General features: G+C 68.2%; 28 protein-coding genes. 14 read left to right on the top strand and 14 right to left on the bottom strand.

The window, feature by feature from the left end:
• From VHR41_13970 to VHR41_13940, 7 genes are all read right to left on the bottom strand, one after another.
• Complete coding sequence (locus VHR41_13970) at positions 1-489, bottom strand: SRPBCC family protein (protein HEX3235300.1); 489 nt, start codon at positions 487-489, stop codon at positions 1-3.
• Positions 489-827, bottom strand: a complete 339-nt coding sequence (locus VHR41_13965; protein ID HEX3235299.1) for a metalloregulator ArsR/SmtB family transcription factor — start codon at positions 825-827, stop codon at positions 489-491. The genes VHR41_13970 and VHR41_13965 overlap by 1 nt, the downstream gene beginning before the upstream one ends.
• A 112-nt stretch (positions 828-939) precedes the next feature.
• Positions 940-2,883 (bottom strand): DNA topoisomerase (ATP-hydrolyzing) subunit B, encoded by a 1,944-nt coding sequence (gyrB, locus tag VHR41_13960; protein ID HEX3235298.1) that lies wholly within the window; start codon positions 2,881-2,883, stop codon positions 940-942.
• Positions 2,884-2,895: 12 nt separating this feature from the next.
• Positions 2,896-3,216 (bottom strand): DUF721 domain-containing protein, encoded by a 321-nt coding sequence (locus VHR41_13955; GenBank protein HEX3235297.1) that lies wholly within the window; start codon positions 3,214-3,216, stop codon positions 2,896-2,898.
• Complete coding sequence (gene recF, locus VHR41_13950) at positions 3,213-4,286, bottom strand: DNA replication and repair protein RecF (protein HEX3235296.1); 1,074 nt, start codon at positions 4,284-4,286, stop codon at positions 3,213-3,215. Before recF ends, VHR41_13955 begins: the two co-directional genes overlap by 4 nt.
• The gene (locus VHR41_13945; GenBank protein ID HEX3235295.1) at positions 4,286-4,726 is read right to left on the bottom strand and encodes a hypothetical protein; all 441 of its coding nucleotides are present in this window, start codon (positions 4,724-4,726) and stop codon (positions 4,286-4,288) included. Before VHR41_13945 ends, recF begins: the two co-directional genes overlap by 1 nt.
• Positions 4,723-5,505 (bottom strand): enoyl-CoA hydratase-related protein, encoded by a 783-nt coding sequence (locus VHR41_13940; GenBank protein ID HEX3235294.1) that lies wholly within the window; start codon positions 5,503-5,505, stop codon positions 4,723-4,725. Before VHR41_13940 ends, VHR41_13945 begins: the two co-directional genes overlap by 4 nt.
• Positions 5,506-5,622: 117 nt before the next feature.
• Here VHR41_13940 and mtnA point away from each other — a divergent pair, with 117 nt between their 5' ends.
• From mtnA to VHR41_13910, 6 genes are all read left to right on the top strand, one after another.
• A complete protein-coding gene (mtnA, locus tag VHR41_13935) occupies positions 5,623-6,636 on the top strand; it encodes an S-methyl-5-thioribose-1-phosphate isomerase (GenBank protein HEX3235293.1) in 1,014 nt (337 codons plus the stop codon).
• Between the two features lie 16 nt (positions 6,637-6,652).
• Positions 6,653-8,152 (top strand): glycerol kinase GlpK, encoded by a 1,500-nt coding sequence (gene glpK / locus VHR41_13930; GenBank protein HEX3235292.1) that lies wholly within the window; start codon positions 6,653-6,655, stop codon positions 8,150-8,152.
• A 79-nt stretch (positions 8,153-8,231) separates the two neighbouring features.
• The gene (locus tag VHR41_13925) at positions 8,232-8,645 is read left to right on the top strand and encodes a cytochrome c maturation protein CcmE (GenBank protein HEX3235291.1); all 414 of its coding nucleotides are present in this window, start codon (positions 8,232-8,234) and stop codon (positions 8,643-8,645) included.
• 10 nt (positions 8,646-8,655) lie between these two features.
• On the top strand, positions 8,656-10,695 hold the full coding sequence (locus VHR41_13920; GenBank protein ID HEX3235290.1) for a heme lyase CcmF/NrfE family subunit: 2,040 nt from the start codon (positions 8,656-8,658) through the stop codon (positions 10,693-10,695).
• Positions 10,692-11,345, top strand: coding sequence for a cytochrome c-type biogenesis protein CcmH (locus VHR41_13915; GenBank protein HEX3235289.1), 654 nt, complete (start codon positions 10,692-10,694; stop codon positions 11,343-11,345). Before VHR41_13920 ends, VHR41_13915 begins: the two co-directional genes overlap by 4 nt.
• Complete coding sequence (locus VHR41_13910) at positions 11,345-11,914, top strand: zinc ribbon domain-containing protein (GenBank protein ID HEX3235288.1); 570 nt, start codon at positions 11,345-11,347, stop codon at positions 11,912-11,914. Before VHR41_13915 ends, VHR41_13910 begins: the two co-directional genes overlap by 1 nt.
• 62 nt (positions 11,915-11,976) lie before the next feature.
• Here VHR41_13910 and VHR41_13905 read toward each other — a convergent pair whose 3' ends face one another.
• Both VHR41_13905 and VHR41_13900 read right to left on the bottom strand, forming a co-directional pair.
• The gene (locus tag VHR41_13905; GenBank protein ID HEX3235287.1) at positions 11,977-12,582 is read right to left on the bottom strand and encodes a hypothetical protein; all 606 of its coding nucleotides are present in this window, start codon (positions 12,580-12,582) and stop codon (positions 11,977-11,979) included.
• A gap of 5 nt (positions 12,583-12,587) precedes the next feature.
• Positions 12,588-13,793: a hypothetical protein gene (locus VHR41_13900; GenBank protein HEX3235286.1), complete on the bottom strand. Its 1,206-nt coding sequence runs from the start codon at positions 13,791-13,793 to the stop codon at positions 12,588-12,590.
• Positions 13,794-13,996: 203 nt separating this feature from the next.
• On the opposite strand from VHR41_13900, the gene VHR41_13895 reads away from it, so the two are divergent.
• The gene (locus VHR41_13895) at positions 13,997-14,581 is read left to right on the top strand and encodes a hypothetical protein (protein ID HEX3235285.1); all 585 of its coding nucleotides are present in this window, start codon (positions 13,997-13,999) and stop codon (positions 14,579-14,581) included.
• Between the two features lie 15 nt (positions 14,582-14,596).
• Here VHR41_13895 and VHR41_13890 read toward each other — a convergent pair whose 3' ends face one another.
• Genes VHR41_13890 through VHR41_13875 form a run of 4 tightly spaced genes read right to left on the bottom strand, consistent with a single transcriptional unit; the run spans position 14,597 to position 18,225 of the window.
• The gene (locus VHR41_13890) at positions 14,597-16,309 is read right to left on the bottom strand and encodes a hypothetical protein (protein HEX3235284.1); all 1,713 of its coding nucleotides are present in this window, start codon (positions 16,307-16,309) and stop codon (positions 14,597-14,599) included.
• Complete coding sequence (locus VHR41_13885; protein HEX3235283.1) at positions 16,302-17,060, bottom strand: ABC transporter ATP-binding protein; 759 nt, start codon at positions 17,058-17,060, stop codon at positions 16,302-16,304. Before VHR41_13885 ends, VHR41_13890 begins: the two co-directional genes overlap by 8 nt.
• On the bottom strand, positions 17,057-17,554 hold the full coding sequence (locus VHR41_13880) for a macro domain-containing protein (protein ID HEX3235282.1): 498 nt from the start codon (positions 17,552-17,554) through the stop codon (positions 17,057-17,059). Before VHR41_13880 ends, VHR41_13885 begins: the two co-directional genes overlap by 4 nt.
• Positions 17,551-18,225 carry a tetratricopeptide repeat protein gene (locus tag VHR41_13875; GenBank protein HEX3235281.1) on the bottom strand — a complete coding sequence of 225 codons (675 nt, stop codon included), beginning with the start codon at positions 18,223-18,225 and terminating at the stop codon, positions 17,551-17,553. Before VHR41_13875 ends, VHR41_13880 begins: the two co-directional genes overlap by 4 nt.
• A gap of 144 nt (positions 18,226-18,369) precedes the next feature.
• Between VHR41_13875 and uvrA the strand changes: the two genes are divergently transcribed.
• Positions 18,370-21,213, top strand: a complete 2,844-nt coding sequence (gene uvrA / locus VHR41_13870; GenBank protein ID HEX3235280.1) for an excinuclease ABC subunit UvrA — start codon at positions 18,370-18,372, stop codon at positions 21,211-21,213.
• Positions 21,214-21,243: 30 nt separating this feature from the next.
• Here the strand turns inward: uvrA and VHR41_13865 are convergent, their stop codons facing one another.
• Positions 21,244-22,041: a sulfocyanin-like copper-binding protein gene (locus VHR41_13865; protein ID HEX3235279.1), complete on the bottom strand. Its 798-nt coding sequence runs from the start codon at positions 22,039-22,041 to the stop codon at positions 21,244-21,246.
• A gap of 155 nt (positions 22,042-22,196) precedes the next feature.
• Here VHR41_13865 and VHR41_13860 point away from each other — a divergent pair, with 155 nt between their 5' ends.
• The 6 genes from VHR41_13860 (at position 22,197) to VHR41_13835 (ending at position 26,144) form a co-directional block, all read left to right on the top strand.
• Complete coding sequence (locus VHR41_13860; GenBank protein HEX3235278.1) at positions 22,197-24,488, top strand: S9 family peptidase; 2,292 nt, start codon at positions 22,197-22,199, stop codon at positions 24,486-24,488.
• 52 nt (positions 24,489-24,540) lie between these two features.
• Entirely contained in the window at positions 24,541-24,756 is a 216-nt protein-coding gene (locus VHR41_13855) for a hypothetical protein (GenBank protein ID HEX3235277.1), read from the top strand.
• Between the two features lie 112 nt (positions 24,757-24,868).
• Positions 24,869-25,120, top strand: coding sequence for a hypothetical protein (locus tag VHR41_13850; protein ID HEX3235276.1), 252 nt, complete (start codon positions 24,869-24,871; stop codon positions 25,118-25,120).
• A gap of 32 nt (positions 25,121-25,152) precedes the next feature.
• Positions 25,153-25,449 carry a hypothetical protein gene (locus VHR41_13845; GenBank protein HEX3235275.1) on the top strand — a complete coding sequence of 99 codons (297 nt, stop codon included), beginning with the start codon at positions 25,153-25,155 and terminating at the stop codon, positions 25,447-25,449.
• Positions 25,450-25,491: 42 nt separating this feature from the next.
• On the top strand, positions 25,492-25,752 hold the full coding sequence (locus VHR41_13840) for a hypothetical protein (protein HEX3235274.1): 261 nt from the start codon (positions 25,492-25,494) through the stop codon (positions 25,750-25,752).
• Positions 25,749-26,144, top strand: a complete 396-nt coding sequence (locus VHR41_13835; protein HEX3235273.1) for a hypothetical protein — start codon at positions 25,749-25,751, stop codon at positions 26,142-26,144. Before VHR41_13840 ends, VHR41_13835 begins: the two co-directional genes overlap by 4 nt.
• Positions 26,145-26,150: the final 6 nt, after the last annotated feature.

Genomic DNA, 26,150 nt, shown 5'->3' with positions numbered 1-26,150 from the left:
TCATCGCCCTCCCGAGGCGAGGCTCTGGACATAGGTCGCCAGCCGTCCCAGCGTCTGCTTGCCCCCCTCGATCGCTCCGTACCGCTCGACGACCTCGTCACGCTGCCTCTTGGTGTTGAAGACCGATCGCAGCGTGACCTCCGTGTTCTGCCCTTTCTCGGTGAGGGTGATCGTCCCCACGAACGAGTCTGGGTCCCCTGCCCGCGTGCCGTGCAAGAGCACGATGCGCTCCGGCGGTACGATCTCGCGCCACTCGATCCAGTTCGGGTAGTCGGTGCCGTCGGGACCGTGCATGATGAAGTCCCACGTTCCGCCGGGACGAAACTCGAACGAGCGCGTCGTGGTGGTGAATCCATTCGGCCCCCACCAGCGTGCCAGGTGCTGCGCGGAGGTGTAGGCCTCGAACACCAGAGCTCGAGGTCCCTCGATCGTGCGCGAGACGACGATCTCGCGGTCTGCGTCGGGCCGCATATTTGTGGCGGATGGCATCACTCGGTCTCCCTCTCCTGAAGCGCTTTCACGTAGGCGTTGAGTCGGTCGAAGCTTTCGTTCCAGAACTGCTCGAATCCGCCAACCCACGCGTGGATCGGCTCGAGCCCCTTCGCGTTCAGCGTGTAGAGCCGCTGCTGTCCCGCCCCGCGCACCGTCACGAGCCCCACCTCTCGGAGCACCCGGAGATGCTTGGAGGTCCGTGGCTGGGTGACGTCGAGAGCGCCCGCGAGCTCGTTCACCGAGCGCTCCCCATCCCTCAGCAGGGTGAGGATGCGTCGGCGCTGAGGCTCGGCGATCGCGTTGAAGGTGTCCGAGGTGGTCGCGGCTCGTGCCATGGCCGCAATATATTCCGATATGGGAATACAGCAAGGGCCCGTCGCAAGCCCAAAACGAAGCGGGCGCCATCCCGGCGCCCGCTTCCAGAAAACCTTTGCTCCGGCAGGCGGCCTAGACGTCCAGGTTGCTGACGTACCTCGCGTTCCGTTCGATGAACTGGCGGCGCGGCTCCACGGCGTCGCCCATGAGCTCGTCGAAGAGCTCCGAGGCCGTCGCGGCATCCTCCATGGTGACCCGCAGGATGGTGCGGGAGGCGGGGTCCATGGTCGTGCGCCAGAGCTGCTCCGGGTTCATCTCGCCCAGCCCCTTGTAGCGCTGAATGTTGATGGAGCCCTTCCCCTCGCCGTTGGTCATCCGCTTGGCGTATTCGTCGCGCTCGACGTCGGTGTAGGCGTAGAACTCCTCCTTGCCCTTGGCCACCCGGTAGAGGGGGGGCTGCGCGATGTACACGTAGCCCGCCTCGATCAGCTCCTGCATCTGCCGGAAGAAGAAGGTGAGCAGCAGCGTCCGGATGTGGGCGCCGTCGACATCGGCGTCGGTCATCAGGATGATCTTATGATAGCGTGCGTCGTCGAGCTTGAAGTCATCCTTCACGCCGGTGCCGACCGCCGTGATGATGGCCCGGATCTCCTCGTTGCCCAGGATCTTGTCGATCCGGGCCTTCTCCACGTTTAGGATCTTGCCCCGGAGCGGCAGGATCGCCTGGAAGGAACGGTTGCGGCCCTGTTTGGCGCTGCCACCGGCCGAATCGCCCTCGACCAGGTAGATCTCCGAGTGCGCCGGGTCGTCGATCGAGCAGTCGGCCAGCTTGCCGGGGAGCACCATGTTCTCCAGCCCCGACTTCTTGCGAACCAGGTCGCGCGCTTTCCGAGCCGCCTCGCGGGCCCGGGCCGCGCTCACGGCTTTCTCGATGATGTTTCTCGCGACCGGCGGGTGCTCCTCCAGGTAGTTGCCGAGGTGCTCGTTGACCAGGGTCTTGACGATGCCCTCCACCTCGGAGTTGCCCAGCTTGGTCTTGGTCTGACCCTCGAACTGCGGCTCCCGCACCTTGACGTGCAGCACGCAGGTCAGTCCCTCGCGGATGTCCTCGCCCGAGAGGGTGAACCCCTCCTTCTTGAGGAAGTCCCGCCGCTTGGCCACGTCGTTGATGGTCCGGGTGAGCGCCGCCTTGAACCCGGTGAGGTGGGTGCCGCCCTCGTGGGTGTTGATGTTGTTCACGAAGGTGAAGGTGTTCTCGTTGTACCCGTCCTCGTACTGCAGGGCCACGTCCACTTCGACGTCGTCCTTGGTGGCGGTGAAGGTGATCGGCTTGGGGTGGAGCGGCTTCTTGTTGCGGTTGAGCCACTGCACGAACTCCGCCAGGCCGCCCTTGGCGAAGAAGACCTCCTCCTTCTTCTCCCCTTCGCGCTCGTCCTTGATCGTGATGGTGATGCCCTTGTTCAGAAACGCGAGCTGCCGCAGGCGGTCCGCCAGTGTCGAGTAGTGGAACTCCAGCACGGTGAAGATCTCGGGATCGGGCTTGAACCGGACGGTGGTCCCGGTGCCTCGGGCCTTGCCCAGGATCTCGAGCTTCTTGACGGTCTTGCCGCGGACGAAGGCCATCCGGTAGCGGCTGCCGTTGCGGTCGACCACCACCTCGAGCCGCTCGCTGAGCGCGTTGACCACCGACACGCCCACCCCGTGGAGACCGCCCGACACCTTGTAGGTGTTCTTGTCGAACTTGCCGCCCGCGTGCAGCATGGTGAGCGCGACCTCGACCCCCGACAACTTCTCGGTGGGGTGGATGTCCACCGGGATGCCGCGCCCGTTGTCTGCGACAGTGATCGAGTTGTCGGCGTGGATGGTGACGGTGATCGCGTCGCAGTGGCCGGCGAGCGCCTCGTCGATCGAGTTGTCCACCACCTCGTACACCAGGTGGTGCAGGCCGTTCTCGCTGGTCGACCCGATGTACATCCCGGGGCGCTTGCGCACGGCATCCAGCCCCTTGAGGACCTGGATCGATTCGGCTTGGTAGTCGGGCTTGCCGTCTGCGACGGCGTTCGGATTCTTGGCCATGGTCTCCATCGCTCAGGGCCGGGGCCGGTCCAAGAGGCCGGGCACCCAGCGGATTTCCTTCACTCTCCCGGTCCGGCCGGCATTGAGCCGGGCCAGGATCTTGGGGGTCATCAGACTCAGCTCGTTGGCCCAGGGCGCGGTGGCGACGCGGACGCGGAGCACCCCGTCCTGGGTGACCGACTCCGGCGCGGTGACCGCCGCGATCTGCGGCCCCACCAGGCTGGCCCACTCCTCGATGATGCCCGCCTGCTGCATCCGCTTGGAGAAGCCCGACTGCCGGAGGTAGCTCGCCAGCGCATCGGCCAGCGAGGTGGGACGGCGCTTCTCGGTCACTGCTTGAGTCTCCCCGCGTCCACGGTCCAGACCGGCAGTGCCAACTCGGCCGGCAGCTCGTCGGGACGAGGCGCGGTGACGAACACCTGCCGGCCCGCTCCGCCCAGTAGCCGGCGCGCCAGCCGGCGCTGGCGCTCTCGGTCGAGCTCGGCGAAGACGTCGTCCAGCAGCAGGGCCGGCTCGGTGCCGGTGGCACTCCGGAGCGCCGTGAGCTCCAGCAGCTTGAGCGCCACCGCGGCGCTCCGCTGTTGGCCGGTCGAGCCGAAATTGCGCAAGGCCTTTCCGCCGATCTCGAGCACCAGATCGTCCCGGTGGGGACCGATGCTGGTCATGCCCCGCGCCCGGTCTTGCGGCACCACGGCCTCCAGCGCCGCCGGCCAGGCCGCCGGGTCGGCAAGCTCATCGGTGCTCCGATAGACCAGCCGCGTCGGCCCGGGTTCCCCGAGGCACTCCAACTCCGCGGCGAACTGCCCGGCGGCCTCGGCGGCCCAGAGCTGCCGAGCCCGCACCACCTCCGCGCCTGCCGCTGCAAGTGGAGCATCGAACGCCCGGGCCAATTCGTCCCGCTCCTGCCGTAGCGCGCTGTTCCGCTGCGCCAGCGCCGCCCGGTAGCGGGAGAGCGCCCGCAAGTAGGGACGCTGGGCCAGAGACAGCAGCCGGTCGAGATACTGCCGTCGCTCCCCCGCGGGCCCCGACGCGAGTGCGACGTCGGTCGGAAGGAACACGACCGCGAGCCAGCCGCCCACTGCATCGGCCAGGCGGACCGTCTCCTCGCCGTCTACCACGATCCGCTTCCTGCGGCCCGCCGCCTGGTACGAGCTCACCAGCGACTGCACCCGCCCTCCGCCCACGGCGGTCTCCACCCGAAACCCGGGGCCGTCGAAGCGGGCCACCTCTTGATCGGGCGCTCCGCGAAAGGAGCGGAACAGCACCGCGTAGTAGATGGCCTCGAGCAGACTGGTCTTGCCCTGTGCGTTGCTGCCGAGAACCGCCGCACCGGCGTCAGGGGGCTCGCAGTCGAGATCGGCTAGGTTACGAAACCCGCGGACCACCAGCCGGCGAAGCCGCACTATTCGATGCGGAACTGGCGGCTGGCGGGTTCGCCCTGCTGACCCAGGAGATCGACGGCGTAGACCCGCACGACCACGGTGACGCCGGAGTGGCCGAAGGTGGGGATCGGCACGCCGAAGAACGTGGTATCGGCGCCACTGGCCTTCAGTGGCGACAGCTGCTCGGGCACGCCTTGGACATCGAAGTACACCGAGTCCACCCCATCCAAGTCGGATGACCGTCCACTCACGACAAAGGGATCACCCTGGCGGATGACACTGTCATCGACAGCCGGAGTCAGAATTTCGGTGACCGGTCCGACCTCGTCGCTGCCGGTAGGGAAGGTGAGCCGCTCGCGCTCGCCGCAGGCCGCCAGCACCAGGGCGGCCATCGCCCATCCAGAAGCGCTCTTGGGCATCACCCAAAAATAGCCGGGTCGGAGGTGAAATTGCAGGCTCATTTACCCTCGAAGGAAGGCTTCCGCTTCTCCAGAAAGGCCCGGGCTCCCTCCCGCATATCCTGGGTGGCGGAGAGCAGGCCGAAGTAGTTGGCCTCGAACAGCAGGGCGTCGTCCAGGCCCATCCCCAGCCCGGCATCCACCGATTCCAGGCAGGCGCGTACGGCGAGCGGTCCGTTCTCCAGAATGGTGCGGAGCAGCCGCGTGGCTTCCTCCAACAGCCGCTCGGCGGGCACCACCCGGTTGACCAGGCCGATGCGGAACGCCTCCTCCGCGTCGATCATCTCCCCCGTGAGCAGCAGCTGGAGGGCCCGGCCCCGGCCGACGAGCCGCGGCAGCCGGACCGTGCCCCCGTAGCCGGGTCCGATGCCCAGTTTCACCTCAGGCTGGCCGAACCTGGCGCCCTCGCTCGCGATCCGGAGATGACAGGCCATCGCGAGCTCGCACCCCCCGCCGAGCGCGAATCCGTTGACGGCGGCGATGACCGGTTTGCCACACCGCTCCAGTCGCCGCATCATCGCCTGCCCGGCGAGCGAGCGGGCGCGCCCGCCCATGGCGTCCTGGCCGGCGATCTCGCCGATGTCGGCACCGGCGACGAACGCCTTGGGGCCGGCGCCGGTGAGAATGACGCCGCGAACGGTGGCATCGGTCTCGATTCGGGTCACGGCTTGGTCGAGCTCGGCGATGACGGTGGCGTTCAGCGCGTTGAGCTTGTCCGGACGGTTGATGGTGATCTGGGCGATGCCATCGGTGAGATCGAAGAGCAGTGTCGAGAAGGCCATGATGACCGCTGAATGAAGGGAGGTCCTGGAGCGCCGGTGGCCCGGAACAGTCTGAAAGTCTGTCTCTCCTCCGGCCCGGTGTCGAGGGGCGCGGGGCGCTATCTTCCCGGCATGACCATGCCGACACCGATTGATTGGACCAGGAGCCAGGGCGTCCGGATCCTGGACCAGACGCTCCTGCCGGACCAGGAGCGCTACCTCGATCTGGAGACCGTGGAGCAGGTGGCCGAGGCGATCCGAATGCTGCGAGTGCGCGGCGCCCCGCTCATCGGCATCGCGGCAGCGATGGGGGTGACGCTCGACACGCGAACCAGCAACACGCTCGGCAGCGTGGAGGCGGCCGCCGCCACCCTGGGTGCCACCCGTCCCACCGCCGTCAACCTGCGCTGGGCGCTGGACCGCATGGTGTGCCGCGCCCGGGACGCCGCGGCCCAGGGGCAGGACCTCCGGCAGGCACTGCTGGCCGAGGCGCGCGACATCTGGGACGAAGATCGCGCCATGTGCGCCCGGATCGGGGCCGCGGGCCTGCCGCTCCTGGGGGAGGAGGCCACGGTGCTCACCCACTGCAACGCCGGGGCGCTGGCCACCGGCGGCATCGGGACCGCGCTCGCCCCGGTCTACACCGCGCACCAGGCCGGCAAGCGGGTCGCGGTGATCGCGGACGAGACTCGTCCGCTGCTGCAGGGCAGCCGGCTCACCGCCTGGGAGCTCACCCGGGCGGGCATTCCGGTCACCGTCATCGCCGACGGGATGGCGGCGAGCCGGCTCCGCCGCGGGGATGTCACCTGCGTCATCGTCGGGGCCGACCGGATCGCCGCCAATGGCGACGTGGCGAACAAGATCGGGACGTACGGCGTGGCCCTCGCGGCGCGGGCGCATGGGGTGCCGTTCTACGTTGCCGCGCCGAGCTCGACGGTCGATCTCGCCACGCCCGACGGCGCGGCGATCCCGATCGAGGAGCGGGGGCGCGACGAGGTCGCGGGTTGGCGCGGCCACCCTGCGGCGCCGGCCGGCGCGGGGGTCTGGAATCCGGCGTTCGACGTGACGCCGGCCGAGCTGGTGACGGGTATCATCACCGATCGCGGGGTCTTTGTTCCGGGAGACCTCTCGCGCGCGCTGGTCTCGGACTGAGAGACACTCTTCCCCCGTGCCCTCCATTCTCGCCCTCGATCAAGGCACCACCGGCTCCACGGCCCTCCTGATCCACCAGGACGGCACCCTGCTCGGCCGCGGCTACCGCGAGTTCACCCAGCATTATCCCCAGCCCGGCTGGGTGGAGCACGACCCGGAGGAGATCGTCCGCGTCTCCATCGAGGCGATGCGCGAGGCCCTCGCCGCCGGGGGCGACCAGCCGCTAGGACTTGGGATCACCAACCAGCGGGAGACCGCGGTGTTGTGGGACCGGCGGACGCTGGTGCCGGTGGCCCCGGCCATCGTCTGGCAGGACCGCCGGACGGCGGACCGCTGCCGCGAGCTGCGGGAGGCAGGGGTCGAACCGATGCTTCGCCGCCGCACCGGGCTCGTGGCCGACCCCTACTTCACCGCCACCAAGCTCGAGTGGCTGTTGCGCGATCCGGCACTCCGCCGTCGTGCGGAGAAAGGGGAGCTGGCCGCGGGCACCGTGGAGAGCTGGTTAGTGGCCAGGCTGACCGGTGGCCGGGTGCACGTCACCGATCACACCAACGCGTCTCGCACGCTGCTCTACGACCTCGCTGCCCGTGACTGGGAGACCGAGCTGCTGGGCACCTTCGGCGTGCCTCGGGAGATTCTTCCGCTGGTTGTGCCGTCCGCCGGAATCGTGGGCGAGACCGACCCGGAACACCTGGGGATCAGTCTTCCCATCGCCGGGCTCGCGGGCGACCAGCAGGCCGCGCTCTTCGGGCAGGGGTGCTGTATCGATGGACTGGCCAAGAACACCTATGGGACCGGGGCCTTTCTCCTGGTCTACACCGGTCAGCATTTGCCGGAGCCGGCTCGGGGAGTGCTCGCGACCGCCGCGTGCGGCCCGCGCGGCGAGCCGGCGTACGCGCTGGAAGGCAGCGTCTTCATCGCGGGGGCAGCCGTGCAATGGCTGCGGGACGGGCTGGGGCTCATCATGAGCGCGCAGGAGACCGAGGCCATGGCGCGCACCGTCTCTGACAGCGGGGGCGTGCACTTCGTCCCCGCCTTCGTGGGACTGGGCACTCCCCATTGGGAGGCCGAGGCGCGCGGGACGATCACCGGGATAACCCGGGGCACCGGCCGCGCCCACCTGGTCCGCGCGGCCCTGGAGGCGATGGCCTTCAGCAGCGCCGATCTGCTGGACGCGATGACCGCCGATGGCAGACACCGGGTCCCGGTCCTCAGGGTCGATGGAGGCGCCGCCGCCAACGACTGGCTGATGCAGTTCCAGGCAGACGTGATGGGCGTGCCGGTTGAACGCCCCGATATGGTGGAGACCACCGCACTCGGGGCGGCGGGCCTGGCGGGGATCGCCCTCGGCGCCTGGCGGGATACGGCGGAGTTCCTTCGCGGGCGGCGCTTCGATCGGTTCGAGCCGGGAAGCACGGACAGCGAGCGAGGGCAGCGGCGGCGGGGCTGGGACCGGGCGGTGTCCGCGACGCTCGCCTGGGCCCGGGACGGTCGCAGGGCCGGAGGAGACCGCTAGCCCGGCCGACCACCGGCGCTGGCACCTTGCTAGATTCAGCGGTGGGTCCCTCCGACATCCAAGCGCCGGGGAACGCGTCATGAAGGCTGGTCACAAATTCCTGCTCGGTGCCGCACTCATCGTCGGCAGCGTCGGGTTCCTCATCGCCGAAGGCGTGAAGGAGACCGGGGTCTACTTCCTGACGCCCGCGGAGCTCGCCGCCAAAACTGCCAGCGATCCCACCTTCGTCGAGAACGTCGGGTTCAAGGTAGGCGCCAAGGTGGTGCCGGGCTCGGTCCACCGCGACAACGCCAGCCGCACGATCGATTTCAAGGTCTCGGACGGGGTGAAGACCTATCCGGTCACCTACCACGGGCTGGTGCCGGACACCTTCACCGATGCCAACGATATCGAGGTGGTGGTCGAGGGCCGGCTCGGTCGAGACGGCGTGATCCGGGCCACCGACGTGCTCGCCAAGTGCGGCTCCCGCTACGAGGCCGTTCCCAAAACCTGAGATCCTTCCGATGACGCTGCTGGGACAGTTCGCTCTCTGGGTCGCCCTCCTCCTCGGGCTCTGGTGCGTCGCGATCGCGTTCACCGGGCGCTGGCGCGGGCGGCCCGAGCTGTCGGCCACCGTGGTGCGCTCGGTGTACGCCATCTTCGGCTGCCTGGTGGTGGCGTCGATCTCGCTCTGGAAGGGGCTCATCAGCCACGACTTCAACATCGAGTACGTGGCCGCGTACACCAGCCGGAACCTGCCGCCCTACTTCATCGTCTCCGCGTTCTGGGCGGGACAGAAAGGCTCGCTGCTCTTCTGGGCGGTGGTCCTCTCGCTGTTCGCCAGTCTCGCCCAGCTGCTGACGCCTCGGCGGTACGCGGAGCTCATGCCCTACGTGGCCGGTGTCACCTCCGCGGTAGTGGCCTTCTTCGTGAGCGTGATGGTGTTCGGCTCCAGCCCGTTCGAGCGCCTGCCGTTCACCCCGGCGGATGGCCGGGGATTGAATCCGCAGCTGCAGAACGTGGGGATGGTGATCCACCCGCCGATGCTCTACCTGGGCTATATCAGCATCACTATTCCGTTCGCCTTCGCCGTGGCGGCGTTGCTGTCCCGGCGGCTGGATACCGGCTGGATCCAGGCGATCCGCAAATGGACCTTGGTGAGCTGGCTCTTTCTCTCGATCGGCATCACCCTGGGCATGTGGTGGGCCTACGTGGAGCTCGGCTGGGGAGGCTACTGGGCATGGGACCCGGTGGAGAACGCCAGCCTGCTGCCCTGGCTCACCATGACCGCGTTTCTCCATTCGGTGATGATCCAGGAGAAGCGGGGGATGCTCAAGCGGTGGAACCTGGGCCTCATCGTGGGGACGTTCCTGCTGAGCATCTTCGGCACCTTCATCACCCGGTCGGGCGTGATCGCCAGTGTGCACAGCTTCACCCAGTCCAACGTGGGCTACTTCTTCCTCAGCTTCCTGGTGCTGGCCGCGGTTCTGTCGTTCACCCTGCTGTACACCCGCTGGCCGCTGCTCCAGGCCGATGTCCAGCTCGAATCGATGCTGAGCCGCGAGGCGGCGTTCCTGTTCAACAACCTGCTGTTCGTGGGGATCGCGTTCTCGGTCCTGTGGGGCACCCTCTTCCCCATTCTCTCCGAGGCTGTGCGGGGCACCAAGATCACGGTCGGCCCGCCGTTCTTCAACCGCGTGAACGTCCCGCTCGGCCTGCTCCTCCTGGGGCTGACGGGGGTGGGCCCGCTCATCGCCTGGCGCAAAGCATCGGCGGCCAATCTGCGGCGGCAGTTCCTCGGACCGCTGGCCGCGGGTGGTCTCGTGCTGGCCGCGCTCCTCGCGGGCGGCATGCGCGACCTCTACCCGATGATGGCGCTGGCGCTCGCCGCCTTCGTGGCGGGGACCATCGTGCAGGAGTTCTATCGCGGCGTCCGTGCCCGCCGGCGGATGCATGGAGAGTCGACTCCGGTGGCCTTGGCCCGTCTGGTCGCGCGGAACCGGCGACGCTACGGGGGCTATGTGGTGCACACCGGGATGCTGATCTACTTCGCGGCGTTCGCGGGGATGGCGTTCAAAGTGCAGCAGGAGGCCACCCTCCGGCCCGGCGAGTCGGTCGAGCTCCGCAGCCCGTTCGGCCACGTATATCGCTTCACTCACGTCGGCATCTCCCAGTACGAGGCACTCAATCGGGTGGTCTCCGCGGCGACGGTCGAAGTGGAGAAGGACGGGCACAAGGCGGGCCTGCTAACCTCGGAGAAGCGGCAGCACGTGGACAGCTTCAAGCGGCCGACGTTCGAGCCCTCCACCGAAGTCGGCATCCGCAGCAACCTGCAGGAGGATCTGTATCTGGTGTTCGCCGGCGCAGTGGACGGCACGGAGCAGGCGGTCTACCGATTCAATATCAATCCGCTGGTCTGGTGGGTTTGGTTCGGCGGACTGGTCCTGGCCTGCGGCGGGCTGCTGACGATGTGGCCCGGTGGCGGGCCGACGGTGTCCGCTCCGCGCCAGGCGCAGGCGGGATATCGGGTGACGCTGGTCGGAGCAGGGAAGGATGAGGCATGAAGGATCGCGATGAAAATGCCGGGTTGGGCCGGCGCGCCTTTCTTCGGACGGGGCTCGCGGTGCTGGCAGCGCCGCTGGTGAGCCGGCCTATGGGCGCATCGATGCCGCACATGGCGGCCCTGCTCCAGGCTCCCGCGGTTCAGGATTCGCTCTCGGGCCGGGGCATCATGGGAACCGTGCGTGATCCCGACGCGTTGGGTCGTCCGAGGCAGCCCACCCGTGCTGGCGAGGACGGATCCGAGATTCAGGCGATCGAACAGCGCCTGGCCTGCAACTGTGGCTGCACGCTCGACGTCTTCACCTGCCGCACCACGGACTTCTCCTGCACCTACTCCCCCCGGCTGCACCGCGAGGTGCTGGCGCTGCGGCAGCAGGGGCTCACGGCCCAGCAGATTCTCGATGCGTTCGTGGCCAAGTACGGCGAGAAGGCCTTGATGGCACCGAAGCCCGAGGGGTTCAACCTGGCGGGCTACTTCGTACCGGGCATTGCCATTGCGGCGGCGGGCGCGGCGCTGTTCGCGGTGATCAGCCGCCGGCGCGCCGCGCTGGCCGGTGCGGGTCCACCCGCGCTGGCCGAAGATCCGGGGCATCGCCCCAGTCCCGAGGAGCTCGAGCGGCTCCAGCGGGCCTTGGACGAGGTCGAGGACTGATGACCTGGGAGGCGGCCGTGGCGGCGCTGGTAGGGCTGGCGGCGGTCTGGACGGTGCTGCAGCCGCTCCTCCGCCCGGCCCGCAACGTGGCTCCGGTGTTCGAGCCGCTCGATCCGGAGGAGACTCCCAAGGGCATTGCGCTGGCCGCGCTCAAGGAGATCGAGTTCGACCGGGAGACCGGCAAGCTATCGGACGCCGACTACGAGCTGCTCAAGTCCAGGTACACCGCCGCCGCCCTCGACGCGTTGCGCGCCGAGTCGGCGGTGGCGCCCGACGATCTCGAGCTCATGATCGCTGCCAGGACTCGCGTCCTCCGCTCCGCTGCGAGGCTGGGCTCGCCGGGCGATCCGCTACCGCGCGATCTGTCGCCGGGCGATCTTTCGCCGGCCGACGCGTCGCCGGGCATGCCCTCGTGTTCGGTGTGCGGCCCGCGGCCGGAGCCGGACGCGGTGTTCTGCTCTTCCTGCGGCCGCCGCCTTCCGGTGGCCGGCACCTGCGACCGCTGCGGTGCCCCGCTCGGTCCGGACAGTCAGTTCTGCGAGCAGTGCGGCAGCCAGGTGGCGGCGTGACCCGCGGCCCAGGGCTGCGTGCCTGACGTTGCCGAGGTGCTTCAGTAACTCTTCGAGCTTCACTAGAGGCGATACGTCAGGCTGGCGCTGAGCGTGCGCCGCCACAACGCCCGGGGCTCGAAGCTTGGATCCAGGTCTTCCCGGGCGAAGGGCGACGCGGGTGTGACGGCCATTCCTGCCCGCATGTTGCCGGCCAATCGATTGCCCAGCGGCACGTCCAGACCGAGCGCCGCCGAGACGCCCAGCCGGAGGTGCGACGTCTGGCCCGCCAGCTTCCACAGCTCGAGCAGCGGGCCGGCGTAGAGCCTGACCCGGCTCGCGGGACCGAGCCGGGTAACCCCGAGTGCGATTTCCGGGGAGATGCCGTACACGTCGAGGGCACCCTTGGCAGCCACGACGGCGTCATCTCCTTCCAATGCGAGGCTCGACCCCGCGTACTGGAACCGCAGCCCCACGCCCACGCCCCCTCGCGAGTAGGCCAGGCCAACTCCGACCACGGTGGGCCGGTACGGCCGGAACGAGTGGCGTCCGCCTATCTCCGCCGACGCGCCCCAGAACCGGGCGGACCCGATCTCCGCCGCCACGGCCCACTGCGCGACGCTGGGACGGGGCAACCCCGCCACGGCGAACAACGCGGACAGGACGGCGCGAGCGTGGAATGCGTGCATGGGGCTCACCGCATTTGAAGTTTGAGCCACCCGTTGGTGACGTTGTTCTCCCCGCGGACGATCCAGTTGAAGCCGCTGTGGTACTCGCCAACCACCACGTCCTCGATGGCGTTGCCGATCAGATCGTCCTGCGAGGTGATGAACGAGTAGGCCGCCCGCAGGATCTTCTGCAGCGCGTTGGCCCGCTTGATGAGCTTGGTCAGGCCGCCGGTGAGCGTGTCCTTTCCGCCGGTCAGATTGGGGTAGCTGTTCTGCAGGGTGTTCTGAAACGTCTTGAACCGCTCCCCGTCGAGCCGGATGCTGCAGGCGCCGTCATCGTCCTCGAACGCGACGATCCGGAAATTCTGTCCAGGATGCTGGCTCTTGTACGAGTTCAGCTGGGTCTGGGTGAAGAGCAGCACGCTGCCGGTCCACTCCAGGCTGTTCTGGTCGAAGGCGTAGTAACCGCCGGCGTGCTCTCCGGCGCATTGATAGCTGGTGAGCGAGTCGGTGGCGCCCGACTGGCCCAGGATGTGGATCTCATATTCTGGGCTGCCCTTCAACCAACCTTCAAAATCCTGGACGAAGTGGCTGGCGGTCATGTAGAGACCCGGGGGCGCAGTCGTGCCGCCCGTGGAGCAGCAGATGAACGGGGCGGCAGCGGGGTGGTCGAAGTCGGTCTCGACCGGAACCAGGGCGAGGACGGGCATGTCCGGTGGCTGGTCGGCGCGCAGGATCCGCCGGCGCCCCCGAATGTCATACGCCACCGGAGCTTCACGATCCTCCCGCTCCGTGGCCACCAGGATGTTTTCCCCGCCGGTCCACCGCGCCCGGTGCGCCGGCACCGGCAGGTAGAGCTCCAGCGAAATGGCCTGGCGCGCATCCGTTTCGACGCCGGCCTCCGCTTCGCCATTCAACCGTGCCACTTGGCGCAGCGCCCGCCGGTTGCCACCGGCGAGGAACCGCTGAAACTGTACCTTGTGCTCTCGGACGGTGGACCGATCCAGCTCCGACTTGAGGTAGGCACGGAATCCGGCATCCGCCATCGCGCGGGCGAGGCGGTGGGCGAGGCGCTCGCGGATGGCCCGCTCGTCGGCGGAGCGTCCGGGTGTGGCCGCGTGAGTGGCTCCGACGGCGACGCCGTCGACCGGCTGGGTGGGTGTGCCACGCTCGCCGCAGCCGATGGCCGCGGCCAGCAGGGTGAAAGTTGCGAGTCGAATGAGGCGGGGCATGGCTCCTCCTTGAGTGGGTCACTCGCGCTGACGGCCCGCGCAGGGGTTCGACGGCGCGCCCAAGGTACGAGCGGTGGGATCGTGGTCCGGGATCGGGATTCTGCCGAGCGGAACCGAAAAGGGGGCGAAGCGGCTGGGATTGCGGTGGCGGCGCTCAGGCCGCATGCTCCAGCAGTCTGATCACCAACCCGAGGAAGGACGCTATGAATCCAGGACTCTCGGCCGGCGTACTGGCGCTGGCGCTCGGTACCGCAACCGCATGCGCCCAGGTGCCGCCGGCAGAGCAACAGATCGCCGCAGCCGTGCTCGCCCTGCCCAAGGAGTTACGGCAGGACGCGACGGTGCTGGGCTACGTCTCGAAAGGGAAGCTGGTCGAGCTGCGGAAGGGCACAGGGTCGATGGTGTGCCTGGCGAGCAATCCTGAGGAGAAGCAGTTTCATGTCGCCTGCTACCACCGCTCGCTGGAGCCGTTCATGGCTCGAGGCCGTGCATTGCGCGCCGCGGGGGTGACCGGTGACTCGGTGGACAGCGTCCGCTTCGCCGAGGCTCGCAGCGGCAAGCTCGCGATGCCGGCCAGCGCGGCCATGCTGTACTCGCTCACCGGTCCTGCGGGAAGCTTCGACCCGGCCACCGGCACCGCGCCCAAGGCGAGGCCGCTCTTCGTGGTCTACATCCCCAACGCCACCGCCGCCTCGACCGGCCTCTCGGCGGAACCGGTCCAGGACGGGCCCTGGATCATGTTTCCGGGCACGCCGAAGGCCCACATCATGATGCCGTCGGGCATGTAGCCTGGAGCCGCCCGGCTACCACTCCATTCGTTCCAGTCGCCGGGCGCTCATCCGGAGCGGCACCAGGGTCGCGCTCACGCAGACCGCCACCACCGCCCCTCCCGCCAGGACCAGCTCCGGCGTGATCCCCACCGCGTCATGCCGCTGCCAGGCCCGCAGGACCGCGGTCACCGGGATCGCCTCGATCATGATGATCGTCGCCAGCAGGATCATGCTGCTCATCATGTAGACCACGCCGCCGAAGCTGGTGGGGATCTGAGCGGCGTTGGCGGTGCCGAACTGGGGATAGAACACCCCGAAGGTGAGGGCCATGGCGCTCACCGCGAGAGTGTAGAGCACGATGGTGCCGACGCTCAGCGCCATCATGAAGGGGCTCACCTGCAGCAGGTAGTTGGTGAAGATGGTAATGATCAGCGCGAGCAGCAGCAGCGGCACGGTGCCGATCCAGTACTTGCTCCAGAGCATCGCCTCCGGATCCAGCGGGCTGGAGCGGAGCAGCCACATCTGACGCCCCTCGAGCGAGATCCCCGGGAACACGAAGCGGGCGGCCACCGCCGCCAGCACGAACCCCGCGAGACCCATGTTGAGGAAGGAGACGATGGTGACCAGGCCGAACGGCACCCGCTCCCCCGAATGGATCGGGAGGGAGTTGATGTTGAAGAGGTAGACCAGCAGCAGCACCGCCAGCAGGATCAGCTGGCTCCACTGGGAGTTGTCGCGGAAGAAGAGCCGCAGGTCCTTGAGGATGAACTCCCGCTTGATCGGCGGCAACCAGCGGAGCGCGGAGGAGAGCGGCCCCCGCAGAGGGCGGCGCACCTTCCGCTCGGCCCCTTCCTGTGCCTTCGAGAATCCCGAATAGAAGAGCTCCCGATGCACCGCCGCCCCGGCCGCCAACACCAGCACCGCGGCGCCCCAGATCCGCATGATCGGCAGTGGGTCCCCCACCCGGGTGAGCCAGTTCATGAGGATCGCCGACGCCCACTCGCTGGGCAGCCAGGGACTGGTCGGCGTGCGGAGCACGGCGAGATAATCGACGAAGTTGCGGAATCCCTCCGGTCGGGCGAGCTGCTCCGGCCGGATGAAGCGGAGCAGCAGCACCGCGACTGCCAGGCCGCTGATGGCCACCAGGCCGAGCAGCTCGCGGGTCCGGCGGGCGGGAAAGACGTTGACCAGGAGCACTGTGAACACGGTGCCCACCGCCGCCGGCAGCACCAGGAACGGGACGAATGCCACGAGGGCCACCAGCGGGAAGAGTGGTCCCCCGTGATAGGCCATGCCGTAGGCCGTGAGGATCGGCAGCGCCAGCAAGGCCACCATCCAGGACGAGTGCACCACGGTCTCGCCCAGCTTGCAGAGGTACAGCCGGTACCAGCCGATCGGAGCGCTCACCAGCAGGTCCAGGTCCTTGGCCAGGAAGAAGGTCGAGAGCGCCGTGATCACGTTGGAGAGGAGCAGAATGGAGAGAAAGGCCAGCAGGATGATGCCGAGCACCTTGGCGGCGAGGAGGTCGCCGATGTCGGCCACACCGCGGGTGTAGTACAGCACCCGATAGGCCACACCGAAGAGCGCCGACCAGAACCCGATCCCGGTCACCCCGAGCAGCAACAGCTTGGGCCAGGAGGCGTTTCGCTCCTGCCGCATACGGGCCGCCGCCCCGCGCCAGATCGGCGTGAGGATGGTCCACAGGCTGGGCTGAGGCGGTAGACGTCTCGCGGAGGGCTCAGGCATCGAGCACGGCGTCGAGCTGGTGGGCCTGCAGCCCGCCCGTGAGCTTGAGGAAGAGGTCCTCCAGGCTGGTCTGTCCCGACGCGGTCTGCTCCCGCAGCTCGGCCATGGTGCCCTGCGCGGCGATCTTTCCCCGATATACGATGGCGATCCGGTCGCACATGACCTCCGCCACCTCCATGGTATGCGTGCTCATGAGGACCGTCCCGCCCCGGTCGACGAACTGGCGAAAGAGGTCCTTGAGCAGCCGGGCGCTCTTGGGATCCAGTCCGACCATCGGCTCGTCCACCACGATCACCTCGGGGCGGTGCACCAGCGAGCCGCAAATAATCAGCTTCTGCCGCATGCCGTGGCTGTAGGCCTCGGTCAGCTCGTCCTTCCAGGGCGCCAGCTCGAAGAGCTCGAGCAGATCGTCGATCCGCCGCTCGATCGTCGGCCCCTGCTGGCCGTAGAGCGCCGCCGCGAAGCGGAGAAACTCCCGGCCGGTAAGCTTGTCGTACACGAAGGGCCGGTCGGGGATGTAGCCCAACCGGGCCTTGGCCTCCAGCGGCCGCGTCTGAATATCGATGCCGCCCACCGTGATGGTGCCGCTGGTGGGCCGGAGAATACCGGCGATCATCCTGAGCGACGTCGTCTTGCCCGCGCCATTGGGCCCCAGCAGCCCGAAGAGCTCGCCCCGCTGGACATCGAGATCGAGGCCGTCCACCGCGGTGAACTTGCCGTAGCGCTTGGTGAGCGCGGTCAACCGGATCACGTCATCCTCCGTACGATGGCCTCGACCACTTCCCGTTCCGCTTCACCAGCCACCACGATGCGCAGCTCCGCCGGGCAGCCCGCCGGTCCATGCCGGGGAAACGTCTCGGCCAGCAGCGCCGCGGACTCCTCCACCGAGAGCTGTCCCGCCCCGGCCCCGATCAGCGGCGCCGCCAAGGTGGCGAGTCCCCAGTCGCTGGCGCGCTGCCAGGCGGAGATCAGCGCCCGGCGGACCACCTCCCGGCCCACCGGCGCGTTGCCGTCGAGGATGACGGCGTGCACCACGTAGTCCGCCGCGAGCTCACCGCTCCCGGTGACGACCGCGGCCCCGGCCTCCAGCGGCATGCTGATTCTGCGCTGGAGCGCGAACCGGTCCCCGGCGAGTCCGTCGATGCGGGAGGCGGCCGCCGTGGCCGGATCGAGGCTCGCGTTCGCCGGCCGGACCACCGCGTCCACCGCGAGGGCCGCCAGATCATCCACGACGACCCGGATCACGACTCGGCGAGCTCACGCCCGCGTCGATACATCTCGCGAGCCTCTTCCGGGCGGCCGAGCCGATCGAGGATGCGGCCGAGCAACTGGTGGGTCTTGGCGTCGGCCGGGTCCAGCTCCAATGCCCGCGACACCGCGGTCCGCGCGCCGATGAGATCGCCGGCCTGGTTGAGCGCCTCTCCCAGGTAGTAGTGGGTCCGCGGATTGTCGGGCTGGAACTCGAGCGAGCGGCGGAAGTGATGAGCCGATTCCGCGATGAGTCCCTTGCGCCAGAGGAGGAGCGCCAGCTCAAAATGCGCCGGCGCGTGCGACGGATGCAGCCGAAGCGCCCGCCGAAGATCCGTCTCGGCTTCCAGGTAGTGGCGGAGCCGCCCGTGGAGCCCGCCCCGCAGCACTAGAAGCTCAGTTTGGTCCGGCGTCATGGTGAGCCCGTCGGAGAGGACCTGCAGGGCCTCCGCGGTGTCGTCGAGACTCACCAGCAGTCTGGCCAGGTGGAGACGGGCTTCCAGCTGATCGGGCGCCGCGGCGAGCAGCGCACGATACACGGGCACGGCCGCTCCGGGAAGCGGTCCCCGCGCGAGCGCGTCCGCCCGCTCAAGACCGCTCGGCTCGGCCACGGCGGGACCGCTTCCGGCCGGCGGGGGATCGGCGGAGCCGTCAGAGAAGAATGTCATTGAGATGCCCGAATGCTAGAAGCGCAGCTTCGAAACGGGAAGAGAGCCCATCGCCCACCCACGACGATACTGTGACCGCTGCCGGCATTTTCCGATCGGGCACCCGTTGACCCCCGGTGCGGGCTTCGGGTAGCTTTCGGGGCTATGGCTCAGGAATTTCTCGTTGTGCGGGGCGCGCGGGAGCACAACCTCAAGAACATCTCGGTGGCCATCCCGCGCAACCGACTCACCGTGATTACCGGGCTCTCCGGCTCGGGCAAGTCTTCGCTCGCCTTCGACACCATCTACGCGGAGGGACAGCGCCGCTACGTCGAGTCGCTATCGGCGTACGCCCGGCAGTTCCTCGGCCTGATGGAGAAGCCCGATGTCGACGCCATCGAGGGCCTCTCGCCCGCCATCTCGATCGAGCAGAAGACCACCGGACAGAATCCCCGGTCCACCGTCGGCACCGTCACCGAGATCTACGACTACCTGCGGCTGCTCTGGGCCCGGGTGGGCATCCCCCACTGTCCGAACGACGGCACGCCGGTCACCCGGCAGAGCGCCGCGCAGATCACCGACAGCGTGCTCGGCTGGCCGGAAGACACCCGGATCGAGGTTCTCGCGCCGATGGTGCGGGGCCGGAAAGGCGAGTTTCGCGAGCTGCTGGAAGACGTGCGGAAGCGCGGGTTCGTCCGGGTGCGGGTGGATGGAGAAACCTACGATCTGGGCAGCGTGCCCGTGCTCCAGCGCCGGCGGAATCACGATATCGGCGTGGTGGTGGACCGGCTGGTGGTGCGGGCACAGGACCGCTCGCGGCTCAACGACTCGATCGAGACCGCGCTCAAGACGGCCGACGGGGTCGTGGAGGTGGTTCGCTACGGGCGCGCGGGCGAGCGCGAGTCCGTGATGTTCTCGGAGCGGTTCGCCTGTCCGGCGTGCGGACTCTCGCTGCCCGAGCTCGAGCCGCGCCAGTTCTCCTTCAACTCGCCGTTCGGCGCCTGTCCCGACTGCCACGGCGTCGGCACCCGGCGCGAGATCAACGCCGATCTGGTGCTGGGTGATTCCAGCATCTCCATCCTGGAGGGCGTGATCCTTCCCTGGGGGGAGCCCAGCGGCTATCTCCGGAAGGTCGTCCTCCCGACCCTCGCCAAGGCGTTCAAGTTCGACCTCAATGCGCCCTGGGGCGAGATCAGCGAGTCGGCCCGGCAGGCGCTGCTCTATGGAGCGCCAGGACGGTTCCGCTTTCAGACCGATGGAGCCCGGGGGCGTGGCGAGTACGAGAGCGAATGGGAGGGGATCCTCAAGAACGTCGAGCGTCGCTATCGCGAGTCCAGCAGCGACGCAGTGCGGACCGCGCTCGAGGAGTTCATGATCGAGCAGCCCTGCCAGACCTGCGGCGGCAAGCGGCTCCGACCCGAGAGCCTGTCGGTCCTGATCCATGGGCGGAGCATCGGCGACGTGGTGGACCTGCCGGTGGAGCGGGCGATCGACTTCTTCGAGGCCATCCCGCTCCGCTCCAACGGGAGCTCGGGGATCGACGCGGACATCGCCGGACCTATCCTCAAGGAGGTCATCGACCGGCTCCGGTTCCTCCGGGACGTGGGCCTCGACTACCTCACGCTGGGACGCGGCGCTACCTCACTCTCCGGTGGAGAGACCCAGCGGATCCGGCTGGCCACCCAGATCGGCTCCCGGCTGGTCGGGGTGCTCTATATCCTGGATGAGCCCAGCATCGGCCTGCACCAGCGCGACAACGAACGCCTGCTGGGGACCCTGCGAGGCCTCCGCGACCTCGGCAACACCGTGATCGTGGTGGAGCACGACGCCGAGACCATCGAGTCGGCCGACCACCTGATCGACCTCGGGCCGCGGGCCGGCCGCTTCGGCGGAGAGGTGGTGGCGGAGGGTACGTTGCAGGAGATCGTCCGCCATCCCGAATCGCTCACCGGCCGCTATCTCCGGGGCGAACTCCGGGTGCCGGTGCCCCGGGGCCGGCGGGAGGCGCCGGCCAAGCACCGGCTCAAGATCGTGGGGGCGCGCGCCAACAACCTGAAGAACCTCACGGTGGAGATTCCGCTCGGGCTCTTCGTCGGGGTGACCGGCGTGTCGGGCTCGGGAAAGTCCTCGCTGGTTACCGACATTCTGTACCAGGCGCTGGCCCGGCATTTCTATCGCGCCAAGGTCGTGCCCGGGACACACACCCGGATCGAGGGGCTGGACCAGATCGACAAAGTGATCGACATCGACCAGAGTCCCATCGGCCGTACGCCGCGGTCGAACCCCGCCACCTACACCGGCCTGTTCACCCCGATCCGCGAGCTCTTCACCCAGCTTCCCGATGCCAAGATGCGGGGGTACGGACCGGGGCGGTTCTCCTTCAACGTCAAGGGAGGGCGCTGCGAGGCCTGCCAGGGCGATGGCCTGGTCAAGATCGAGATGCACTTCCTGCCCGACGTGTACGTGCCGTGCGAGGTCTGCAAGGGCCGGCGCTACAACCGGGAGACGCTCGAGGTGCGCTACAAGGGGCGCAGCATCGCCGACGTGCTGGACCTGACCGTGGCCGACGCACTGGAGTTCTTCGCCAGCCAGCGCCGGATCGCAGAAAAGCTCGAGCTGCTGAACGACGTGGGCCTGGGCTACATCCACCTGGGCCAGGCGGCCACCACCTTGTCCGGCGGCGAGGCGCAGCGGGTGAAGCTGGCTACCGAGCTGGCCAAGCGCGACACCGGCCGCACCCTCTACATCCTGGACGAGCCGACCACCGGTCTGCACTTCGAGGACGTCCGCTTGCTGCTCGAAGTGCTGCACCGCCTGGTGGACAAGGGCAATACCGTGGTGGTGATCGAGCACAATCTCGACGTCATCAAGACGGCCGATTGGATCATCGACCTGGGGCCTGAAGGGGGCGAGCGTGGGGGTACCGTCGTGGCGGCCGGAACGCCCGAGGAAGTGGCCGCCGTTCCGGGCAGCCACACGGGGGAATTCCTGCGCAAGGTGCTCGACTAGTGAGCGCCGCGCGCAGGCGTCGGGCCGCTGCTACTTCTTGGTCGCTCCGAAGGTCGGCGTCTTGGCCGCCGGATCGATCTTGAACCAGAGCCACATCCCTGAGAGCGCGTGTCCCGGCACACCGCAGATGATCCGATAGCTGCCGGACTCCGGCGCCTGGAGCCGGACGACGTCCTTGGCACCCTGCGGCAGGCCCTCCACCACCTTGTTGGTGTAGGCCCGGGGAATCGCCGGATCCACGCCCGAGTTGGGCAGCGGACCTTCCCCGGAGGCCACCTCGGCGCTGTGGGGCGTGCCGTCGTTCTGCACGAAGTTGATGACCACGGTACTCTTGGGCGGGACCGTCAGGGTGGCGCCGCCGTTGGTGAAGCCATTGAACGAGAAGGGTCCGGCCTCGAGCTTGAAGGTGACCGTGTTGCTGGCGGCATCGTAGGTGACCCATTCGTCCCCTTGTGCCGGGGCGGCTGGAGCCGCGGAGTCAGCTGGGGCTCCAGGGTGCTCCGCCGGCGCGGCGGGCTGCTGCGCCGGAGCCGACGGCTTCTTCGCGGAAGACGCCGCTTTCCTTTCCGCCGGAGCACTCTTGTTGACCGCGGCCGTGACAGGCGCGGCCGCCGCTGGCGCCGGCGCTTCCGCCGCGGAATCGGAAGCGCTGGCGCTGCTCGCGCCACCGAGCGCCGTCTGGGAGTCGGCGGGCTGCCCGGGGGACGGTGTGGCAGCAGCCGTCCGCTCGCCGGCGGTCTGGTCCTCATGACGCGGCGAGCAGGCCAGGCCCAGGCACACTGCGATCATGAGCGATCCCCGACCGGGCAGAATGGAGTTGGCGCGCATTCGGTCCTCGCAGTCCAGACGTTTCCGCCTTGAAACAACAGCGCGCCGAGGCACGAAGTATCTCCAACAGCTTCCGCGCTCGACCCGATGAGATCCCCCGAAGGGATAGCCCTGGCCGATCCAATTCTCAACCAACATCACACCCGAGAGCATCCGTGATCCGTCGCCCGCGCCTCGCGCTCGCCTGTCTGCTGCTGCTCTGCCCGCTCGCCGCCGTCGCTCAGCAGGCCGACTCGAGTCTCCTGACCATCGGCCGGGTGTTCGGCTCGGGGGAGTTCGCCACCCAGCCGTTCGGCCCTTCCCGCTGGCTATCGGAAGGCTCCGCCTATACGACGCTGGAGCCCGATTCGGGAGGGGACGGGCAGGACCTGGTCCGCTACGATGTGGAGAAGGGCACCCGGTCGGTCCTGGTCGCAAGCCGCGCGCTGGTGCCACCCGGCGATAGCGTGCCGCTCGAGGTGGAGGACTACAGCTGGTCGCCCGACGGCAACCTGCTCCTGGTCTTCACCAACACCCAACCGGTGTGGCGGCTCAACACTCGGGGCGACTACTGGGTGCTCGACCGGCAGTCCGGCAAGCTCCGCCGGCTCGGCGGCGCGCAGGCGAAGCCGTCCACTCTGATGTTCGCCAAGTTCTCGCCCGATGGCCGCCGGGTAGGCTACGTGCGGGAGAACAATCTGTATGTGGAGGATGTGGCGACCGGCACCATCACGCCCCTCACCACCGATGGCTCGCGCACCATGATCAACGGGACCTTCGACTGGGTCTACGAAGAAGAGCTGATGAACAATTACGCGGACGGCTGGCGGTGGAGCCCGGATGGCCGGAGCGTCGCATACTGGCAGCTCAACGCAGACCAGGTCCGGAACTACGACCTCATCAACGACACCGATTCGCTCTACAGCCGGGTGACGCCGGTGCAATATCCCAAGGTCGGGCAGGCCAACTCGGCGGCCCGGATCGGCATCGTGAGCGCCGCTGGCGGGCCCACCCGGTGGCTCGAGATCGCGGGCGACCCACGCGAGCACTACATCCCGCGGATGGATTGGGCGGCGAGCTCAGACCAGGTGCTTCTCCAGCGCCTCAACCGGCTGCAGAACACCGACGAGGTGATGCTGGGCGACGCGCGCACCGGCCAGGTACGGACGGTCCTGACAGAGCGCGATTCTACCTGGGTCGAAGTCGTCAACGAGGTGGTCTGGCTCAACGGCGGAAAGAGCTTCACCTGGGTGAGCGAGCGCGACGGGTGGAATCATGTCTACGTGGTGTCTCGGGACGGTACCTCCACCCGGCTGGTGACCAAGGGCGCGTTCGATGTACTGGAGATCAAGGGCGTGGACGACAAAGGCGGCTGGCTCTACTTCATCGCCTCGCCGGACAATCCGACCCAGCGCTACCTCTTCCGGGCACGGCTCGACGGGAAGGGCGCGCCCGAACGGCTCTCGCCCGCGGGGGAGCCCGGCACCCATGGATACGACCGCGCGCCGAACTTTCGCTACGCCATCGAGACCTACTCCCGCCTCGGCACTCCGCCGGTCACCCGGCTGGTGCGCCTCCCTGGTCATCAGGTGCTGCGGACGCTGGTCGACAACCAGCGGCTCCGCGACCGGCTGGCCGGGGTCCAGAGAGGTACCGTCGAGTGGCTCAGCCTGCCGGCCGAGGACGGCAAGAAGATGCCGGGCGTGCTGATGAAGCCGGCCGGCTTCGACTCGACCAAGAAGTACCCGCTCCTGTTCTTCGTCTATGGTGGTCCCGGAAACACCGAGGTCGACGATCAGTGGGGCGGCTATTACCTGTGGAACACCATGCTCAATCAGAAGGGCTATCTGGTGGCCATCGTGGACAACCGGGGGACTCCGCAGCCGCTGGGCCGCGCCTGGCGCAAGACGATCTACGGCCAGATGGGCGTGCCGGAGACGCGGGACCAGGCGGCCGCCGCTCAGGCGCTGGCCAAGCGCCCGTACGTGGATACCAGCCGGATCGGCATCTGGGGCTGGAGCTACGGCGCCTTCATGAGCCTGAACGAATTGTTTCAACACCCGGAGATCTATCGGATGGCCGTGGCCGTCTCACCGGTCACCAACTGGTCGTTGTACGACAACGTCTACACCGAGCGCTTCAACGGCCTCATCACCGACAACCGGGACGGCTACGATCGCGGATCGCCCATCAGCTACGTGAGCGGGCTTCGGGGCGACCTGCTGCTGGTGCACGGCAGCGGCGACGACAACGTGCACTTCCAGAACAGCGAGATCCTGATCAACGCCCTGGTGGCCGCGAACAAGCCGTTCACCATGATGGACTATCCCAACCGGACCCACTGCGTCTGCCAGGGCAAGAACACGACGGTCCATCTGTTCTCGCTGATTACCCGCTTCTTCGATCAGCATCTGCTGCATCCGGCCGCGGCGCCGGTGGCCGACGCGCAAGCCGCCGTGGGTCGGTAGCGGGACCCGGGGATCAGCCCTACATTTCAAGGTCCCTCCATGGGAGGTCCGCATGACGTACGAAGACATCGTCTCCCTGCTGGGTTACGCGGGCGGCCATGAGCAGGTGGTCCGCATCATGACCTCCGACCGCACCGAAATTGTCGGTATTCCGATGAGCGTGGACACCCACGTCACGGCCCACGAGGTCTACCTGCGTCCGACCGGCAGTGACGACACCGAGATTGCCGTGTCCCTCGGCGCAATCGAGGCGGTAGAGCTGGTGTAGTAGACGACCGCCTCCCCTCTGACGTCCTGTTCAGGCCCTACGCGTTTCGTGGTGAAACATCCGCCGCGACCCCGCCGTAGGGCCTGACCACAGGCACCGGGGAAGTAATGATATGGAAGGGATCCTTGCCATCATCTTCATTTTCGGGGGAGCGACGCTCTTCCTGCTGGCCATCAGTCCGGTTGGTCGGGCGCTGGCCGAGCGCATCCGGGGACAGGCGCTAGCGTCAGCCGACCCCCAGCTCCTGGCCGACGTGGACGCCCTCCGGCACGACGTCGCCGAGCTCCAGGAGCGGGTCGACTTCACCGAGCGACTGCTGGCCCAACGGGAGCACGGCCAGGTGGAAGGGGGTAAGCCCGGATGATCGCGCAGACCCCGATACCGCCGATACCCCCGATGCCACAGATGCCGTTCGATCCCGATCTGATCGTCCCGATCGTCGTCGCCGCCCTCATCGCAGTCACGGTCATTCTCTGGCCGCTCATGCGCGCGCTCGCCCGGCGGCTGGAGGGGAAGGGCAGCCTCGACGCCAGCCTGAAGGCCGAAGTGGAGCAGCTGCATCAGCGGCTGGGCGAGGTCGATGCGCTGCAAGGCCGCCTCGCGGAGCTGGAGGAACGGCTCGACTTCACCGAGCGGATGCTCGCCCGGGCACCGGAGGCGCCGGGACAGCTGCACCGAGGGGATGGACCGTGAGCCGGGAGCGCGGCCGGCACCAGCGCTGAGGAGTGCAACCCGATGGTTGATCTCGGACCTGGAGTAGCCATCCCGCTGATCGTCCTGGCGCTGGGGCTGCTGAGGTTGGGCAAGGGCCCGGTTGGCGCGGCCCTGGCGGACCGCATCAGGAAGCGGCCGGTTGAGCACGATGCCGAGCTGCTGGGCGAGATCGACCAGTTGAAGACCCGATTGGCCGAAGTGGAGGAGCGGTTAGATTTCGCCGAGCGGCTCCTCGCGCGGAAGGAAACGAACGACCAGCTCCCGGGGGGAGTCCATCGATGATCACCAAAGACGACATTCAATCGTTTCTCGACCGGCTGGAGGGCGGCGCCCTCACCGTCACGGAGATCGAACCCAACCTCTGGCTCGCCCGCACGCCGGACGAGGCCGAGGTGGTGGTGCACTACGCGCCTCCGGTGGTGGTCCTCCGGGTCCGGGTCATGGAGCTGCCCGCCAGTGACCCGCGGCGCTCGGAGCTCTTCCGCCAGCTGCTGGAGTACAACGCCCGGGAGCTGGTGCACGGGTCCTACGGCGTCGAAGGCGACCATGTCGTGCTGACCGACACGCTCGAGCTGGAAAACCTCGATTTCAGCGAGTTCGAGGCGAGCTTCGACTCGATCACGCTGGCGCTGGCTTCGCACCTGGCCACGCTGGCGCCTTACCGGGAAAGGTGAAGCGAC

The organism is Gemmatimonadales bacterium (assembly GCA_036265815.1).
Classification (GTDB): Bacteria; Gemmatimonadota; Gemmatimonadetes; order Gemmatimonadales; family GWC2-71-9; genus CAVVWJ01.
This window is presented reverse-complemented; position numbering and strand designations above follow the sequence as displayed.